General features: G+C 32.6%; 14 protein-coding genes. 9 read left to right on the forward strand and 5 right to left on the reverse strand.

Features of this window, described 5'->3' with window-relative positions; all coding sequences use genetic code 11:
- Positions 1 to 50 precede the first annotated feature (50 nt).
- Positions 51 to 1,430, forward strand: a complete 1,380-nt coding sequence (locus tag OA93_RS00055; protein WP_117615790.1) for a Gfo/Idh/MocA family oxidoreductase — start codon at positions 51 to 53, stop codon at positions 1,428 to 1,430.
- 391 nt (positions 1,431 to 1,821) lie between these two features.
- Positions 1,822 to 3,681 carry a beta-galactosidase family protein gene (locus OA93_RS00060; protein WP_039111046.1) on the forward strand — a complete coding sequence of 620 codons (1,860 nt, stop codon included), beginning with the start codon at positions 1,822 to 1,824 and terminating at the stop codon, positions 3,679 to 3,681.
- Between the two features lie 74 nt (positions 3,682 to 3,755).
- Here OA93_RS00060 and OA93_RS00065 read toward each other — a convergent pair whose 3' ends face one another.
- From OA93_RS00065 to guaA, 4 genes are all read right to left on the reverse strand, one after another.
- The gene (locus OA93_RS00065) at positions 3,756 to 4,157 is read right to left on the reverse strand and encodes an OsmC family protein (protein WP_039111047.1); all 402 of its coding nucleotides are present in this window, start codon (positions 4,155 to 4,157) and stop codon (positions 3,756 to 3,758) included.
- A complete protein-coding gene (locus tag OA93_RS00070; protein WP_039111048.1) occupies positions 4,157 to 6,178 on the reverse strand; it encodes a LysM peptidoglycan-binding domain-containing protein in 2,022 nt (673 codons plus the stop codon). Before OA93_RS00070 ends, OA93_RS00065 begins: the two co-directional genes overlap by 1 nt.
- Positions 6,179 to 6,244: 66 nt before the next feature.
- A complete protein-coding gene (locus tag OA93_RS00075; RefSeq protein ID WP_039111049.1) occupies positions 6,245 to 8,167 on the reverse strand; it encodes a LysM peptidoglycan-binding domain-containing protein in 1,923 nt (640 codons plus the stop codon).
- A gap of 62 nt (positions 8,168 to 8,229) precedes the next feature.
- Positions 8,230 to 9,759 (reverse strand): glutamine-hydrolyzing GMP synthase, encoded by a 1,530-nt coding sequence (gene guaA / locus OA93_RS00080; RefSeq protein WP_039111050.1) that lies wholly within the window; start codon positions 9,757 to 9,759, stop codon positions 8,230 to 8,232.
- A 642-nt stretch (positions 9,760 to 10,401) separates the two neighbouring features.
- Between guaA and OA93_RS00085 the strand changes: the two genes are divergently transcribed.
- Complete coding sequence (locus tag OA93_RS00085; protein WP_039111051.1) at positions 10,402 to 11,592, forward strand: sialate O-acetylesterase; 1,191 nt, start codon at positions 10,402 to 10,404, stop codon at positions 11,590 to 11,592.
- A 5-nt stretch (positions 11,593 to 11,597) separates the two neighbouring features.
- The gene (locus tag OA93_RS00090; RefSeq protein ID WP_039111052.1) at positions 11,598 to 12,686 is read left to right on the forward strand and encodes a sialate O-acetylesterase; all 1,089 of its coding nucleotides are present in this window, start codon (positions 11,598 to 11,600) and stop codon (positions 12,684 to 12,686) included.
- 511 nt (positions 12,687 to 13,197) lie between these two features.
- Here OA93_RS00090 and OA93_RS00095 read toward each other — a convergent pair.
- Positions 13,198 to 13,911 (reverse strand): hypothetical protein, encoded by a 714-nt coding sequence (locus OA93_RS00095; protein WP_039111053.1) that lies wholly within the window; start codon positions 13,909 to 13,911, stop codon positions 13,198 to 13,200.
- Between the two features lie 292 nt (positions 13,912 to 14,203).
- Here OA93_RS00095 and OA93_RS00100 point away from each other — a divergent pair, with 292 nt between their 5' ends.
- The 5 genes from OA93_RS00100 to OA93_RS00120 all read left to right on the forward strand — a co-directional run bounded on the left by OA93_RS00100 (position 14,204) and on the right by OA93_RS00120 (position 17,923).
- Positions 14,204 to 15,124, forward strand: coding sequence for a J domain-containing protein (locus OA93_RS00100; RefSeq protein ID WP_039111054.1), 921 nt, complete (start codon positions 14,204 to 14,206; stop codon positions 15,122 to 15,124).
- Positions 15,117 to 15,422 (forward strand): chaperone modulator CbpM, encoded by a 306-nt coding sequence (locus tag OA93_RS00105; protein WP_052259320.1) that lies wholly within the window; start codon positions 15,117 to 15,119, stop codon positions 15,420 to 15,422. Before OA93_RS00100 ends, OA93_RS00105 begins: the two co-directional genes overlap by 8 nt.
- A gap of 298 nt (positions 15,423 to 15,720) precedes the next feature.
- A complete protein-coding gene (locus tag OA93_RS00110; RefSeq protein ID WP_039111056.1) occupies positions 15,721 to 16,233 on the forward strand; it encodes a hypothetical protein in 513 nt (170 codons plus the stop codon).
- A 44-nt stretch (positions 16,234 to 16,277) separates the two neighbouring features.
- On the forward strand, positions 16,278 to 17,195 hold the full coding sequence (locus OA93_RS00115; protein WP_039111057.1) for a phytanoyl-CoA dioxygenase family protein: 918 nt from the start codon (positions 16,278 to 16,280) through the stop codon (positions 17,193 to 17,195).
- Between the two features lie 341 nt (positions 17,196 to 17,536).
- Positions 17,537 to 17,923: a RidA family protein gene (locus OA93_RS00120; protein WP_039111058.1), complete on the forward strand. Its 387-nt coding sequence runs from the start codon at positions 17,537 to 17,539 to the stop codon at positions 17,921 to 17,923.
- Positions 17,924 to 18,091: the final 168 nt, after the last annotated feature.

Genomic DNA, 18,091 nt, shown 5'->3' on the forward strand with positions numbered 1-18,091 from the left:
GACAATCCCAAAATAGATTGCCCACAATTTTAAATTAAAATTAATTCAACATGAAAACTAGTATCTTTAAATTTATTCTGATATCCTGCTTCTTTTTAGGATATGCTACTTCTTCAGCTCAAATGATTAAGACACCTACTCCTGCGCGTGCCAAAGGACAAAAGGATGTATTACGTTTGGCACTTGCTCCAATCCCAACAGTTCGTGTAGCCTTTATTGGTTTAGGAATGCGTGGTCCTGGTGCAGTAGAACGCATGACACATATTCCTGGTGTAGAGATTGTAGCACTTTGTGATATGCTTGAAAAAAATACCAAATCAGCAAACGAAATCCTTACTAAACAAGGTCTTCCTAAAGCAAAAGAATTTTATGGTGATGAGAACATTTGGAGACAAGTAACTGCGCTTCCAAACGTAGATTTAGTTTATATCGCTACCGACTGGAAACACCACGCTATTATAGGAGTTCAAGCTATGAAAGATGGTAAAAACGTAGCTATTGAAGTTCCTGGTGCAATGACTATGAAAGAAATTTGGGATCTTATCGATACTTCCGAAAAAACTCGTAAACACTGTATGCAATTAGAAAACTGTGTGTATGATTTCTTCGAGCTTACTACATTAAACATGGCTCAACAAGGTTTATTTGGAGAAATTCTTCATGCAGAAGGATCTTACATTCACGGTCTTCAACCATTTTGGGGAGAGTACTGGAATAACTGGCGTATGGATTATAATATAAAACACCGTGGTGATATTTATGCTACACATGGTATGGGGCCAGCTTGTCAAGCATTAAATATCCACCGTGGTGACAAAATGAACTATTTAGTTTCTATGGATACAAAAGCAGTTGGAAACCCTGCTTACATCAAAGAAAAATCAGGAATCGATATTAAAGATTTCAGAAACGGAGATCATACAATGACTATGATTCGTACTGAAAATGGAAAAACTATCCAAATTCAGCATGATGTAACATCTCCACGCCCATACAGCCGTATGTACCAACTTAGCGGAACTAAAGGATTTGCTAATAAATATCCAGTAGAAGGATATGCATTAGATTCTAAATCTATTAGCTCAGACATTAAGCCTGATCATGAAAACCTAAGTGCACACAAATTCGTACCAGAAGATGTGAAAAAAGCATTAATGGAAAAATACAAACACCCAATTGTAGTAGGAATCGAAGAAAAAGCAAAACAAGTTGGTGGACACGGTGGAATGGATTTCATCATGGATTACCGTTTAATTCACTGCTTACAAAACGGATTACCTCTTGATATGGATGTTTACGATCTTGCTGAATGGTCTTGTTTAGGTCCATTAACAGAAATTTCTCTTGACAACAATTCTTCTCCAGTAGAAATCCCAGATTTCACACGTGGAGGTTGGAATAAATTAAAAGGTTTAGAATTTTCTAAATAAAATAAAATTTTGAAGTTAGTTAAATTGCATCAAGAGGGCACCCTTATAAAGTGCCCTCTTTTTGTTATAATCATTTGCTTAGGCAAAATGTCAAACTAATTTCATTCAACTTTACTCTAGATAAACTTAATCAATATCAAGCTTAGTCAGGAACGCGGATAATACGGATTCGTCAAAGACGGAAACGCAGATAAAAACGGATTTTTCTTATCCTTAATTAAAAAAAATCTGTTTTTATCCGCGTCTTTACGGAGTAAATCTGTGTCATCCGCGTTCCCAACTAAGCGCTATTGAAACTCAATATAGCGCTTCGCCTCAGGGTGACATAATTAATAACCAACCTCTATAAACCCAAAAACACAATAAATTATAATCTTTAATTCAATTAAAAATGAAAAAAGTTTATTTAACCCTTCTGTTTTCTTTCTTTATACTCTCCCCACTAGTAGCACAGCAAAAACAAACTTTTGCCATAAGCGATGGAAACTTTTTGCTAAATGGCAAACCAGTACAAATACATTCAGGCGAGATGCATTACTCGCGTATTCCTCAACCGTATTGGCGTCATCGCTTAAAAATGATGAAATCTATGGGATTAAATGCCGTTGCTACCTATGTATTCTGGAACTATCATGAAACAGCTCCCGGAGTTTGGGATTTTAAAACCGGAAATAAAAACTTAGCCGAATATATAAAAATAGCTCAAGAAGAGGGTTTGTTCGTAATCCTACGCCCAGGTCCTTATGTTTGTGCCGAATGGGAATTTGGTGGTTATCCGTGGTTCTTGCAGAATATTCCTAATATGGTAATTCGTGGTTACAACACAGCATATTTGGCTGCGACCAAAGCCTATTTTACCGAATTATATAATCAGGTTAAAGATTTACAAATTACCAAAGGCGGTCCAATAATCATGGTACAAGGTGAGAACGAATTTGGTTCTTATGTTGCTCAACGCAAAGATGTTCCTCTCGAAGAACATAAAAAATATAGCGCAGCCGTATTTCAGCAATTAAAAGATATTGGTTTTGAAGTTCCTTTCTTTACCTCTGATGGAAGTTGGTTGTTTGAAGGAGGTGCTTTACCAGGTGCATTACCCACTGCAAATGGTGAAAGTGATATCGCTAAACTAAAAGCAGTCGTGAATCAATTTAATAATAATCAAGGTCCTTATATGGTAGCTGAGTTTTATCCTGGTTGGTTAGATCATTGGGCAGAACCATTCCCAACTCAAAAACCAGAACAAACTGTTCGACAAACGAAAAAATATCTGGACAATCAGGTTTCATTTAATTATTATATGGTACACGGAGGAACTAATTTCGGTTTTACTTCGGGCGCTAATTATGATAAAGAACACGATATTCAACCCGATATGACATCGTATGATTATGATGCTCCGATTAGTGAAGCAGGTTGGGCAACTCCAAAATATAATGCTTTAAGAGAATTATTAAAAACAAATGAAACTCCAGCTATTCCTGACCAAATACCAGTAATCACTATTCCGAATATAAAGCTGACAAAAGCAGTAGATTTAGCCGATTTAAAATCTAAAATCTCACCTGTAATCGAAGATAACCCACAAACATTTGAACAATTAAACCAAGGCGATGGTTACGTTTGGTATAGCAAAAAATTTACTCAACCAATTAGTGGGAAATTAGAATTAAATGGATTACGCGATTATGCAATAGTATATGTAAATGGAAAAAAAATAGCGGAGTTAAATCGTTATTACAAAAAATACGATTGCGAAATAGAAATTCCATTTAATGCCACATTAGATATTGTTGTCGAAAACATGGGACGCATTAATTACGGTTCACAAATCAATGCCAATAATAAAGGAATCATAAGTCCTGTTATTATCAATGGCGAAACAATTACTGGCGATTGGGAAATGTATAAATTACCAATGACTACAGAACCAGATCTAGCGTCTTATAAAAATTCAGCAAAAGTGAATCGACCAACTTTATACCAAGGTAATTTCAATCTTAATAAAACTGGAGATGTATTTCTGGATATGCGCGATTGGGGCAATGGAATTGTATTTGTAAACGGAATAAACATTGGTCGTTATTGGAGTGTTGGCCCACAACAAACACTTTACCTACCTGGTTGTTGGCTTAAAAAAGGTAAAAACAACATTGTTATTTTTGAGCAAAAAAATGAAACCATTCAAAAGGAAGTAAAAACCATCCTTACTCCTATTCTTGAAGATTTAAGACCTGAGAAAGGATTATAGAATCATTTCAGTAAATACAAAAAGCCATCAAAGAATAATTCCTTGATGGCTTTTTAAATATGTGTAAAACAAAATTACTTCCAGTTAAAAGTAATTCTCTTTTCGATATCAGTATTCAAACTTAGGAAAACTGGACAAGTCATTCCTGCACGTTCCAGAATTGTTCTACTTTTTTCATCTGCAACACCTTGCATATCAAAAACAATTTCTATTGCTCCAATTCTTCTTGGTTCAGCATTCATTATCTTAGTTACTTCGGCAGTTGAGCCAATGAAATCTACATTTAAATCACGGGCTTTAATTCCCATAATGGTCATCATGCAACTTGCCAAAGCATTTGCAACAGTATCGGTTGGAGAAAAAGCTTCTCCTTTTCCGTTGTTATCTATAGGTGCATCAGATATGATTTCATTTCCTGATTGCACGTGTACTGATTTAGTTCTTAAATCCCCTAAGTAGGTTACTTTTGATGTCATTAGTTTGCTTCTTTAATTGTTAAATCACTATCATAATATAAGATGTAAACGCCTTTATTAGCAAATCCTCCATCTTCTTTTTTATAAAACTGAAATTTATTATCTACTTGTTCAGTTGCAATTTCACTTGCAGTTTCTTCATACGTTTTTCCTTGTGATAATCGCATCATAGTATCAAAAGTTACATCAAAACCTCTCGTAGCATACGTATTTGGATTGATTTTATTTTTGTTCCTATACTCTTTTTCAAAGATAAGCGCTCCCGCAGATTCATTTTCACGTGTTACCGATGGGTACATTAATTTCAATTTAGTTAAACTTTCAAAACTAACTTCGTCTGTATCTAATGTACTGTTTGGTTCTAAAATCACCAACTGTACCTGATATGATGACATAGAACTCAACATAACTTTAATCGTAGCATTAATCATAGCTGTATTTCCTGTTTCCATTACAACATAATTCATTCTGTTAGGTACAAACTGAATTTTTAAACCTGCCGGATTAAAATCTCCTGCTTCAGTAACTGGTGCAAAAATTACACCTTTCTGATTTTGCTGAATATACTGTCTTATTGATTCTTTTTTCTTATCAACAACTGCAACTATATTACCTCCTTTAGAACGCATGTAATCAAACATTGCATTTTTTAGAATATCATTAGATGGGATTGTTTGATATAAATTATCAAATGAATTTCCTTGATCTTTAGACAACGGCGAAATTACAGGAACTTTATTTTCTCCTAATAACTTAGCAGTTGCTTCGGCATTACTTTGATAAAATGGTCCGATAACAGCATCAGCTTCTTGCAATCTGTTGTTTTGTATAATAGCCGCTACATTTGATCCGTTTTTGGTTTCCTGAGAATCAAAAATCGAAACATCTATTGGTAGTCCAAGAACTTTAGCAGAATCTATTGCCATTAATGCTCCAGAATAAAAATCTAAAGTCATATTCAAGAATTTATCTTTTTTCAAACGAGTAGCAGCACTGGTAGTATCACTTTGAATTTTAGATAAATTAAAAGGCAATAATAACGCTATCTTCTTACGGTCATTACTTCTCTTTTTAGTCAGAGTAACGATCTCTTTTGCTTCCTCTTTAATTTCTGGTCTTGTCTCAGATTTAATTTCTGGCGGAGGCATAATTCCTGCAGGAACTTTTAAAATCATTCCTTCCTGAACTCCTCCAGATAAAGTAGGATTTAATTTAAGCAACTCATCTTGCGACACACCAAATGTTTTAGACAAACTATATAATGTCTCTTTTGGTTTTACCTGATAATCTGCATACGATACTTTTTTGGTAGTTTCGATTACAGGAGCTTTTACTTCGTTTTTAACAGGAGTAGTTGTTGGAACAACTGTTTTTGGAGCTGTTCCTTTTATTGTTAAACGATATCCTACTGGCAAACTCGGCACCACTTCTGGATTACGTTTCTCTAATTCTTCTATTGTAATACCGTATTGTTTTGCAATCGAATATTTAGTTTCTTTTGCCAAAACATCATGGTAAACATATTTATCTTGTTGCTTAGCAGGAACTAATTTTGTAGCAGGTATCTTAGAATCTTTTGATGCCGCTTTAGAACCATTTCCTGAAGGAATAGTAAGCGTCTGTCCTATTTGTAAACCATCTTTTTCAAGAAATGGATTTGCTTTTTTCAAAGCTTCATCCGAAACATTATACTTTTTTTCAATACCAAAAAGCGTTTCTTTAGCAACTACTTCATGCGTAGTTGCTCCGTTTGCTTTTTTAGGAGTAACGGTTGCTGTAGATTTATCTGAACTTGTTGTTTTTCCTGAATTATTCGGAATCAACAAAACACTATCCAACTTTAATCCACTTTGTGCATCTGGGTTAAGCTTATAAATATCATAAGGTGTTACTTTGTACTTTTGGGCAATTTGGTTAATTGTTTCTCCTTTGGTAACCGTGTGTTTACTAATTTTATCCTGTGGAAAAACAGAATAAGACATCAAAAAAGCAGTTGTAATTAGTATTGAAATGTATTTCATAATAAGATAAAAAATTTTAAACAAGATAGTATTTCTGTATAAAACAAGATTCCACAAGCTTGTTAATTATTTGCTAATGTATAATTCTAATTTAGCGATACTCCAATTTTTATAAAGCGGTGAATTTTCTTTTTGTTTGTATTTATACAAAGCTTCTTCTATGTTTTCAAAACTCTCAGCATAAACATAATACGACTGACTGTTTACATTATAGAAAAAACTAGCATTAAAATCCCCCGAATCTATTAGTTTCATAATAAATTGATCCCTTGGCGTAGCGTCTGTAAATATACCTAAAACCAAGTAATATCCATTGGGAACTGCTTTCAGGTTATCAAAAAATTCAACTTTAACATCTTTATTAGTATAAAGAGGATCTTCTTTTATTTTCTGTTTTATTTCGTCTAATGATAACGCTACAATTGAAGTTTCAGTATTTCCCTGATTCTGAATTGCATTATCTTGGTATCTTTTTAATTTAACCAAAGCTACTTTATCATCAAATGCTCTGGCCTCAGATCCATAAAATGATGCTTTACTAATATGTCGCTTTACCTCAATTTTTTTCTGAGTATCTAATGAATCAATTTTGGCAATCAATTTCTGATTCTGAGCATCATTTTTCTCCTGATCAATCTTATAATACTTGATTTTTTCTAAAGAAAGACTTTGCAAAAGTGTTTCATCAGTTTTATTCTTTGTGTTTTCACGAACCTTTCTCTTATACTCTTGATTTTCTTCTACAGCAATTCGCTCTACTTTATTCATCAAACCTGCATACGATTTTCTGTTCTCGGCCAATTCTTTTTTAAGTTGAGAAGAAAGTTCATTAGTTTTAGCAATACCTTCGTATGATAGTTTTTCTAAACGTTTGGATTCTTTCATATTCAAGACATCCATCTTTTTTAAGTCATATAAATCATCAGTCATACTAACTACTAATGAATCCAATTTTGACATTAAAACCTCCTGAACATTTTTATTAGCTTCCAGAACTAGTCTTAGTTTCTCTACCGAATTTCCTTTTAAACCATCCATTCCCTTAAGATTAACATTAAGGTCATTGATTTTAATAACTTTCTCGTTCATCTCTTTCTGAACTACCAATCTATCTTTCAAGTCTTCTAGTTGAATAGTCTTGGCTTTCGTTTTCTCAACTACAACTTGTTTCTCTGCCAATACAAGCATCAACTCTTCATTGTCGTTAGTAGGCGTAATTTCTTTGGTATTGATGGCTAGTTTATTTCCTTCAACTAATCCGTTTACAATTTCAGGATTTTGAGCTTCGAGCTGATCAATTGTAATTCCGTATTTTTTAGCAATCGAATATTTTGTCTCTTTTGGTGCTACAACATGAAAAATAGTTTCTCCGTTGATAACACGAACACGACCATCGAGTGTTTTTCTTTTATTCGGGATCGCAATTGTTTGTCCTATTTGCAAACCATTTAATAAGGTTTCTTTATTTAAGGTTTCTAAATCCTGAACCGAAACATTGTATTGTCTGGCAATACTAAATAACGATTCTTTAGCCAAAACCTCATGTGTCACTTTTGATGAAGTAACATTATTTGCAGATGCAATCTTAATTATACTGGCAGTATCTTGTGGAATAATAAGTTCCTGACCAATTTTTAATCCATCAGTAAGAATTGAAGCATTTGCATTTTGAATGGCTTCAACACTCACATTGTATTGTTTTGATAATCCAAACAGAGTTTCTTTGGCAGCAACTGTGTGCGTAAGTTGTTTGGTTTCTTTCTCCTTGACTGGAGAATGTACTGGAATTCGGATAATCTGACTATCCTTTAATCCGCTTTGCGATTCGGGATTTAATCTGTAAATCTCGTCTAAGGAAACTTTATACTTCTGAGCAATGAAATAAGCAGTTTCTCCTTTTTGGATTTTGTGTTCAATAATTGATTCTTGCGCAGTTATTTTGTTAAAAGACAAAATAAAGACAAGAGAAATCGTTAAAAGTTCTCTCATAAATAGTAGGTTTGAAAAAATTAAGGCATTACAAATGTAATGCCTTAATTTGAAAAAAAATACTATTCCCACTCAATTGTTGCAGGTGGTTTTGAGCTGATATCGTAAACTACACGATTCACGCCTTTTACTTTATTTATAATGTCGTTAGAAACTTTCATTAAGAAATCGTACGGTAAATGTACCCAGTCAGCAGTCATACCATCGGTAGATTCTACAGCTCTAAGCGCTACTACCTTTTCGTAAGTACGCTCATCGCCCATAACACCAACACTATTTACAGGAAGTAAAATTGCACCTGCTTGCCAAACTTTATCATATAATCCCCAAGATTTTAACCCGTCGATAAATACGGCATCAACATCTTGCAAAATTTGTACTTTTTCTGGAGTAATATCTCCAAGAATTCTAATTGATAATCCAGGTCCTGGAAAAGGATGTCTTCCTAATAACTCTGGATCTATTCCTAAAGTAGCACCTACTCTACGTACTTCATCTTTAAAAAGCATACGTAATGGTTCTACAATTTTCAGTTTCATGTAATCTGGTAATCCACCTACATTATGGTGTGACTTAATAGTTGCCGAAGGTCCTTTTACAGAAACCGATTCGATAACATCAGGATAAATTGTTCCTTGTGCCAACCATTTTACATCTTCTATAAGGTGCGATTCATCATCAAAAACTTCGATGAATACACGACCAATCGTTTTACGTTTGGTTTCTGGATCACTAATTCCTGCTAATTGAGACAAGAAACGATCTCCAGCATCTACTCCTTTTACGTTCAATCCCATTCCTTTGTATTGATCTAATACATTTTGGAATTCGTTTTTACGAAGTAAACCGTTATTTACGAAAATACAATATAGGTTTTTACCAATAGCTTGATGCAATAATACAGCTGCTACTGTCGAATCTACTCCTCCAGATAATCCTAAAACTACTTTATCATTACCTAGTTTCTCTTTTAATTCTCCCACCATCTCTTCTACAAAAGCATTTGGTGTAAAGTTTTGAGGAACTTCAGCAATTTTTACTAAAAAGTTTTCTAGCATTTTTGATCCATCTGTAGAATGGAATACTTCTGGGTGATATTGAATACCATAAGTAGTTTCACCTTCAATTTTGTAAGCAGCAAATTCTACGTCGTGTGTACTTGCTAATTTCACTCCATTTGTAGGCAAAGCTTTAATACTATCACTATGACTCATCCAAACTTGACTGTTTTCAGAAACACCTTCAAAGAAAACTTCGTTCTCTTTAATATAAGTCAAATTGGCTCTACCATATTCTCTAGTATCAGAAGCAGCTACTTTTCCACCACTAAAATGAGCTAGATATTGTGCTCCGTAACAAACTGCCAACATTGGAAGCTTACCACGAATTTGAGATAAATCAGGATGTGGAGCATCTTCTGCGCGAACAGAGAATGGACTTCCTCCTAAAATTACTGCTTTATAACTTGATAAATCACTCGGAAAATGATTGTAAGGGAAGATTTCGCAGAATATATTTAATTCGCGAACTCTACGCGCAATAAGCTGAGTATATTGCGATCCGAAATCTAAAATAAGTACGTTGTGTTGCATGCGCAAAAATACTTTTTATATTCCGAATTGAAAAATTGAATTCTGATTTTTTTTTCAAAATTAGGATCAAAGCTTCAAAGCCACAAAGGTTCTGAGATTTCAAAAGCATTACAATAACGTCTTATCGTTTTGAACGTTTATCTTTTAAGGTTTTATCCATTCTTAAGCATACATCCTTTATTCATTTTCAAATTTACCCGAAAATTTTATTACAAGACTTTATTATTAGTTAGCTGTCTGACTTAAACACACACACAAAAAACAAAATCATTACTAACTAAAAACCAGTACTTTATGTAATTTTTAAAAGCCAAAAACCTACAAAATAGTTAAATATTAGTCTAAATTTTGTGTAAATTATTTTTACAAAAAGAGCAACGAAATAACTCTTTAATAATCAATAACTTAAAAATTGAACACCAATTAAACATTTTCTATATTAAAATCATTTTTTTTCAGAATAAAAACTATCTCAATTGCTCTCAAAAGAAAAAAACCATTTTAATATTAAGAAAAAATTTACATAAAGATGTTCTACATTTGCAAAAAATATAATACTTTTTTTACAAAAAAATATTAAATATTAATTACGTCCTTTAAATTAAATCTATTTTTTTAAGGATAAACTAAAAAAACAAGTCAATGAAAAATAAAATTACGCTATTACTCTTTTCGGTCCTATTCACCTTTTTAGGATTAAAAACATCGGTTGCGCAAACCAAAAAAAATCCAATAAATGCTAATGATGTTTCCTATGATGTAATTTTGGTTGCGGGTCAATCAAATACACATTATGGTTACCAACTTAACAAAGCTATTGATACGGTAAGCACAAGAGTATACTCTCTTAATAGGTTTGACGGATTAGATTACAGAATCGCACCTGCTAAACCAGTACTAGATTTCTGGACAAGAGCAAATGACAGAGTCGGCTTTGTTACGACTTTTTCTAATCTTTATGTAAATGATATTTTAAAGAATTCAAAAAGAAGAGTTCTAATTATTCCTTGTGGTTATTCCGGAAGCAGTATTACAAGCTGGACAAAAAACCAAAACTTGTATAATGATGCGATGCAAAGAGTAAACTATGTTTTAAAGAATGTTCCAGGTAGTAAGTTAACAGCTATACTTTGGCATCAAGGTGAGGCTAACGTAGGTTGGGCAGATTATCAAAAAACACTTGATAAAATGATTGCAGATATGCGATCCGACATTGATCAAAAAAACATACAAGACGTTCCTTTTATACTTGGTGGTATGGTTCCGTATTGGGTAAATGCAGCAAGCAACAGAAGAACACAGCAAGAAATTATAAAAAGTACACCAAGTAGAGTACAAAATACAGGATTTGCTGATTCAGAGTTTCCAACTGTAATTACAAAGCCAAATAATAATTTCGATGATATTCATTTTGATGCAGCTGGACAAAGAGAAATGGGAGCAAGATATTATAAGGAATTTTTAAGAATGCTTAATAATGATACAAAACCTCAATTATTAAGTACATCCAAAGTAATTGAACCAACGGTTGAGAAACAAGCGGTATTAATTGAACCGGCAATTGAGGCACAAACGGTATCGATTGAACCTGAGATTACAGCAGAAAATGTAATGGTTTATCCAAATCCTACAACTGACAATATAACTGTATCGGCAACGTCAAAGATTAAAAATATAACCATTTTTAATCAAAGTCAGCAAGTAGTCTTTCAAAAAAAATATGACCAAAATGAGGTTGTAATTGCAGTAAACCATTTTCAAACAGGAATTCATATTGTATCGGTAACACTTGAAAACAATGTGACTAAACAAATAAAAATTATCAAAAAATAATCGACATGAAATATATAAAATTACTATTAATACTATTTTGTTTCCAATTATCAATTGCACAAAACAATACAAATTTAGATCAAAGTGAAGGTTATGACATCGTTTTAGTAGCTGGACAATCTAATACGCACTACGGTTATCAACTTAACAAAGCTATCGATACGGTAAGCTCAAGAGTTTATTCGCTTTATAGATTAGACGGACTTAACTATAGAATTGCACCTGCAAAACCAGTACTAGATTTCTGGACAAGAGCAAATGACAGAGTAAGTTTCTCTACTACGTTTTCTAACCTTTATGTAAATGACATTTTAAAAAATTCAAAAAGAAAAGTTTTAATTGTTCCTTGCGGATATTCAGGAAGTAGTATTACTAGCTGGACAAAAAACCAGAATTTATATAAAGATGCTATGGAAAGAGTAAATTATCTATTAGATAATATTCCTGGAAGTAGATTAACTGCTATACTTTGGCATCAAGGTGAAGCCAATGTTGGGTGGGCTCCATATCAAACAACGCTTGATCAAATGATTGCTGATATGCGTAGCGACATTCATCAGGAAGATATTCAGGAAGTCCCATTTATACTTGGTGGTATGGTTCCTTATTGGGCTAATTACAACATTTCAAGAAAGCAACAACAGCAAATTATTAAAGCTACTCCTGATAGAGTTATGAACACAGGATATGCTGATTCTGAATTTCCTACTGTAATTTCTAAACCTAACAATAATTTTGATGATATTCATTTTGATGCAGCTGGACAAAGAGAAATGGGTGCAAGATATTATAATGAATTTCTTAAAATGCAAAAAATCGCATTAGGTTTGAAGATTAATAGATACCATGAAGTTCAATATCAGATTGACTCAACAAAAACTATTGCTGTTGATAAAATTGATGTTACAGCCAATAAAAATTTAAAATCAGGAATTGTGTATGATAGTACTGGAAGTAAAGTACTAGAAGTAGATAATCTTACTAGCAACAAATTTTCTATAGAGGTTGATAAATTGCCTTTAAGCGACAGCCCATATAAATTACAAATTATAGATTCGTATAATCTTACTCACGATTACAAATTCTTTCGCTAGGCTAAATATAAATTAGCTTAACTCTTACTTTATAAATCCCTTATTTTGTTTTAATTGAATTAACGATTAAACAGAATAAGGGATTTTTATATAATAAAGGTAAACAGTAAAGCAAAACCTTAAAAGAAACCTTTGCAGCTCTGAGCCTTTGTAACTTTGAACCTCAAAAAGAGAAACCTTAGAACCTTTGTATCTCAGTACCTTTAAAAAACTAAATTCTATCCTATTTTAATCATAGCTCATGGTTTCAACCGTATAATACGGTTTGCGATAATGCATTGTGCTCCAACGGTTGAAACCGTTGGCAATGTTTATAACATGTTATTTGTATTTACAATACGCTGTAGAGCTATTGGTTTGATTTATATGGCATGAGTTTCACTCACATCAAAAGACAAGAATGTTTCTGTTTCTATAAAAAACCTCAGAACCTTTAAACCTCAAAGAATGAACCTCAAAAAGAGAAACCTTAGAACCTCAGAACCTTTGCACCTCTGAACCTTTAAAAGACCTACTCTTCCTTAGTAACTACTACAGATGCTTTAAATCCAGCTGCAAGATTGTTCCAATAGTCATGAACAATCACATTTTTTTGATCATCTAGTATTTGGATTTCGGCAGTATTACCTCCTAAAGTACCTATATTTAGTGCTTCGAACTCCATTTTATTAAATCCTTTTTCGAGAATGATTTTGATGTCTTTAAAATTAACATCCAAAAATATTTCCGACTGTATAACTTTATCATTAGAAGATACCTTAACCAAATCGCCATCAATTGCTCCAAAATCTCTAAGCCTGATAATAAAATAATTTGCTTTGGTTTTAAAATCTCCAAACGAAATATTCTGTTTAAGCAACGTCCCTCTTCCTTCTTTTAAACCTTGATCTTTTAGTGTTTTATTCAAATCTTTTTCCATTCCTGGTATGAATCTATCTCCAGGATTTGCAAATTCATCAGAAGGTGTCATTGTAAAGCTATCTTTTTTACCTATTTGATATGTAGAGTTTAATTGTGACTGTACGGGCGCAATACTTGTGCTATTAAAAACATTTGGTGCTTTTATACTAGGTATTTCAGGCGGAATTGTTCCCGCAGGCGGTATTTTTTTAGGCTTAATGCCAAAACTTGCCGGAGGAATTGGTTTAAACTTAGTATTAAATTCTGCTTGAGCTGATGCTGTAACAGTTGTGATTAATAGTATAAAAAATAAAAGCTGTTTCATTCGGGTATAATATTATGGAATCAATTTTTAGATTTTTTTAAAATCAAGAGTATACGCAAAAATAGCATAATTTAAATGGGCTCTACAACTTTAAGAGTTTTATAACAATATATTAGGCTAATTTTTAGATACAAAAAACCTGCCAAAAAATTATAAAAGACTTAATTAGCATTACATAATATTAAAACTTTTCTTTCAAATTTTTAATATAAAAAAAATATACTATTTTGATAATTAATAACTTATTCATAACTTCAATGCTTAAATTTACCATTATTAAAACCTCATAAAAATGGATTATATAGACTATTATAAAACATTAGGAATCACAAAATCTGCGACTGAAGCCGAAATCAAGAAAGCGTATAGAAAGCTGGCTAGAAAGTACCATCCTGATTTGAATCCGAATGATAAAGAAGCCGAGCAAAAATTCAAAGAAATAAACGAAGCTAATGAAGTTTTAAGCAATCCTGAGAATCGTAAAAAATACGACAAATACGGAAAAGACTGGAAACATGCTGAGGAGTTTGAAAAAGCAGGATATGATCCTAACCAGCAACAATATTCCAGACAACAACAAAGTAATCCCGATTATTCTGGTTTTGGCGGAGGTGATTTTTCGGGAAGTGATTTTTCTGAATTCTTCAATTCTATGTACGGTTCTGGCGGAAGAAGTTCCAGAGGTCAGGCTAAATACAGAGGACAAGATTTTAATGCCGAATTACAATTAGATCTGGCATCGGCCTATACTACGCACAAACAAAATCTGACTGTGAACGGCAAGAATATCAGAATTACAATTCCTGCTGGGGTAGAAAACGGACAAATTATAAAAATTCCTGGTCATGGCGGTCCTGGAGCAAATGGTGGCCCAAATGGCGATTTGTATATTACGTTTGTAATTGCAAACGATTCTGATTTTAAAAGAGAAGGAAATAATCTATACGCTGATGTTGATCTTGATTTATACACGGCAATTTTAGGAGGCGAAGTTTTAGTAAATACTTTTGATGGAAAAGTAAAAATTAAAGTTCCTGCAGAAACTCAACCCGGAACTAAAGTTAAACTAAAAGGGAAAGGTTTTCCTGTATATAAAAAAGACAATCAGTTTGGAGATTTGTATATTACTTATACCATCAAAATTCCAACAAATTTATCCGAAAAGGAAAAAGAATTATTCCAAGAATTAGCTAAAATAAGAAATCATGAATAGTGAAAATTTAATCCAGATAAAGCAATTTTGTATATATCATGAAATTGAAGATACCTTTATAGCTAAGCTAAATAATTATGGTTTAGTAGAAATTATTGTTCTGGAAGAAGAACAATATTTGCAACCTGAACAATTACCTGATATCGAAAAAATGATACGCTTGCATTATGATCTCAAAATTAATTTAGAAGGTATCGATGCTATTGCTCATTTATTAAATAAGATTGAATCATTACAAAAAGACCTTACTGCGACCCAAAATAAGCTTCGCCTTTTTGAACAATATCAAGTTGACTAATTTAATTAGTATACTTAATTATAATGATGTTGCTTATACGAATATATTTCTTCGGAATAATATTCCTTTAATTCTAAAAGACTTCTTGCTTTTAGTGATTTTCTTTATGAAACTTAACTAAATGCAAGTAGTCTTTTTATTTTCAAATTACGCTGACAAGAAATAAATGGATTCATTCAATTAGTTTTTTCATCCTCTTAAAACAGGTATTTATACGTAACGACTAGATTTTTAAATGCATTAATTTTGAGTCATATTTTTTTTAATACAGTCTACAACTTCCTAAAAAAAATGCACTATGAAAAACAATTTCACCCCAACTTCCAATGCTTTAATTACAATTCCCAGAGGTTTAAAACCAATAGATCATTTTGAAAAAGGAGATGCTGTATCGGCAATATCAGTAAAACTATACAGGGGAAAAATTAAATTATCATCATCTAAAGCAAAAATTTCTTTTAGTGCAGGTAATCAATACCAATCGAATAAGATGGTATATATGACTTTAGATCGTAATGATACTCCTTATTTAGTTTGTAACTCTAATTTGCCTTTTTTACTCCCAAATGGAAAATATACCAGAGCCGACAAACTTTTTTCTGGACAGGAAATAGTTGATAAAAACGGAAAATCATTAAAAATAGATAATCTTAGTATTAAAAATCAGAAAGGTAGCTTACCTCATATTTCTACAAACATAAAATGGGACAATACTCCAAATGGTCACTTATTGTTAGTAAATGATATTGTAGTGGGTGATTTTATACTACAAGTCTATTTTGACCAATTACCACATGAAATGATACAGTAAATCTGATTATTTCTTAATTTTAAACCACATCTATATTTTAAACTATGCCTTGGAATATTCTTGAAAATCTATGGAATCGTACTTTAAACCCAAATACGTTTACTACTAATAAAAATATAACTTGGGATAAAGAAATTGAAATGCTTTACCAATTTGGAATTAGCATGGAAGATACTTTACAATATCTGTATTTTGAGAAACCCGATTTTGAAGCTTTTAAAATTTGGATTAACAAAAATAAGAAAGACAAAACTTTAGAACCTGAGGACCTTACTGAAAATGTACTGTCGGATGATGATCTAGCTTTTTGGAATAAAAACGGTTATGTTATTGTAAAAAATGCTATTTCTAAAAAAGATTGCAAAGACACACAACTTGCTATTTGGGATTTCTTAAAAATGGATCCTGATAAAAGGGAATCATGGTATAACAATCATCAAGATCAAAAAGGATTGATGCTTAATTTTTCTGATCATGAAACGTTAAATAAAAATAGACTTTCTCCTCGTATAAAAAAAGCGTATGAACAGCTTTATAAAACTAACGGCATATATAAAACGATTGATAAAGTAAGCTTTAATCCGCCAGAAACTCAGAAATTTGTTTTTTTAGGCGGCGCTCTTCATTGGGATGTTAGTTTAAGTTTGCCTATTAGTTTTGGCTTGCAAGGACTACTTTATCTAACTGATTGTGGCGCTCAAGATGGTGCTTTTCATTGTGTTCCTGGATTTCATAACAAAATAGATTCTTGGTTAAAAAACCTTGAGTCTGATATAAACCCTCGAGAGGAAATTTTTAAAATAACTCAACCTGTGCCAATTGTCGCAAATGCCGGCGATTTTATTATTTGGCAAAATACATTGCCTCATTGTGCATCTGCAAACCGAGGTACATCTCCTAGAATGGTACAATATCTTACTTATTTCCCTAATGATTATACTAGCAACGAAAAATGGATATAGGTCACAATATGCTATAAAACACTTTCTTATTTGTGTTAAAAAACAATCTTTAATTGGTTTAAGAAGTTTCTCTTATTCGCAATCTCGCGTGAGGGATGGCAACAGAAAGCCCACAGCCTGACGAAGGAAGTGCGAGGACTTGCCGTGAACAGCCCGACCCGTAGGGACACGCCCAAATCTTGAAATTTTATCACAAAAACTGGTTATTTATAAGGAATTATTAGCGCTGTTTTACAGATTTTCTTGTGCATTTTTTATAAATTGCAGCATATTAATCTAACTATGAATTGCTCTTTAAAACCACAAAAAAGCAGTTCGAAAACACACAAAACAACCTTATAATGAAAAGAGAAAACATCTTGACGGGATCACCATGGGAGGACAAAATGGGATACTGTCGCGCAGTTCGCATTGGTAACATCGTAGAAGTTTCGGGAACTGTTGCAATTGTTGATGGCGACAAAGTTAAAGCAGATGATGCTTACGCACAAACTTTGAACATACTGGAAAGAGTCGAAAAAGTATTGGAAGATTTAGGAATCGGCATGAAAGACGTAATTAGAACACGAATTTTTACCACCGATATTTCGACTTTTGAATCTGTAGCTGGAGCACATTCGGCGTTTTTTAAAGATATAAAACCAACAACTGGTTTTTACGAAATTAGTAAACTTGTATCTCCTGAATACTTGGTAGAAATAGAATTTACTGCTGTAATTGTAGAATAACAAACAATCATTAAATTATAAAAATCAAACACGACTCGAGCCTGAAAGAGCGAACAGACGAAGTAATTTCACTAATTACCACAAATTCATTTGTGAAATTAATATCACAAACTAAGTTAGCCTTTAGAATTAGTGGTAATTAGTGAAATTTGTGTTCAAAACTGATTT

The organism is Flavobacterium sp. KMS (assembly GCF_000813005.1).
GTDB lineage: Bacteria > Bacteroidota > Bacteroidia > Flavobacteriales > Flavobacteriaceae > Flavobacterium.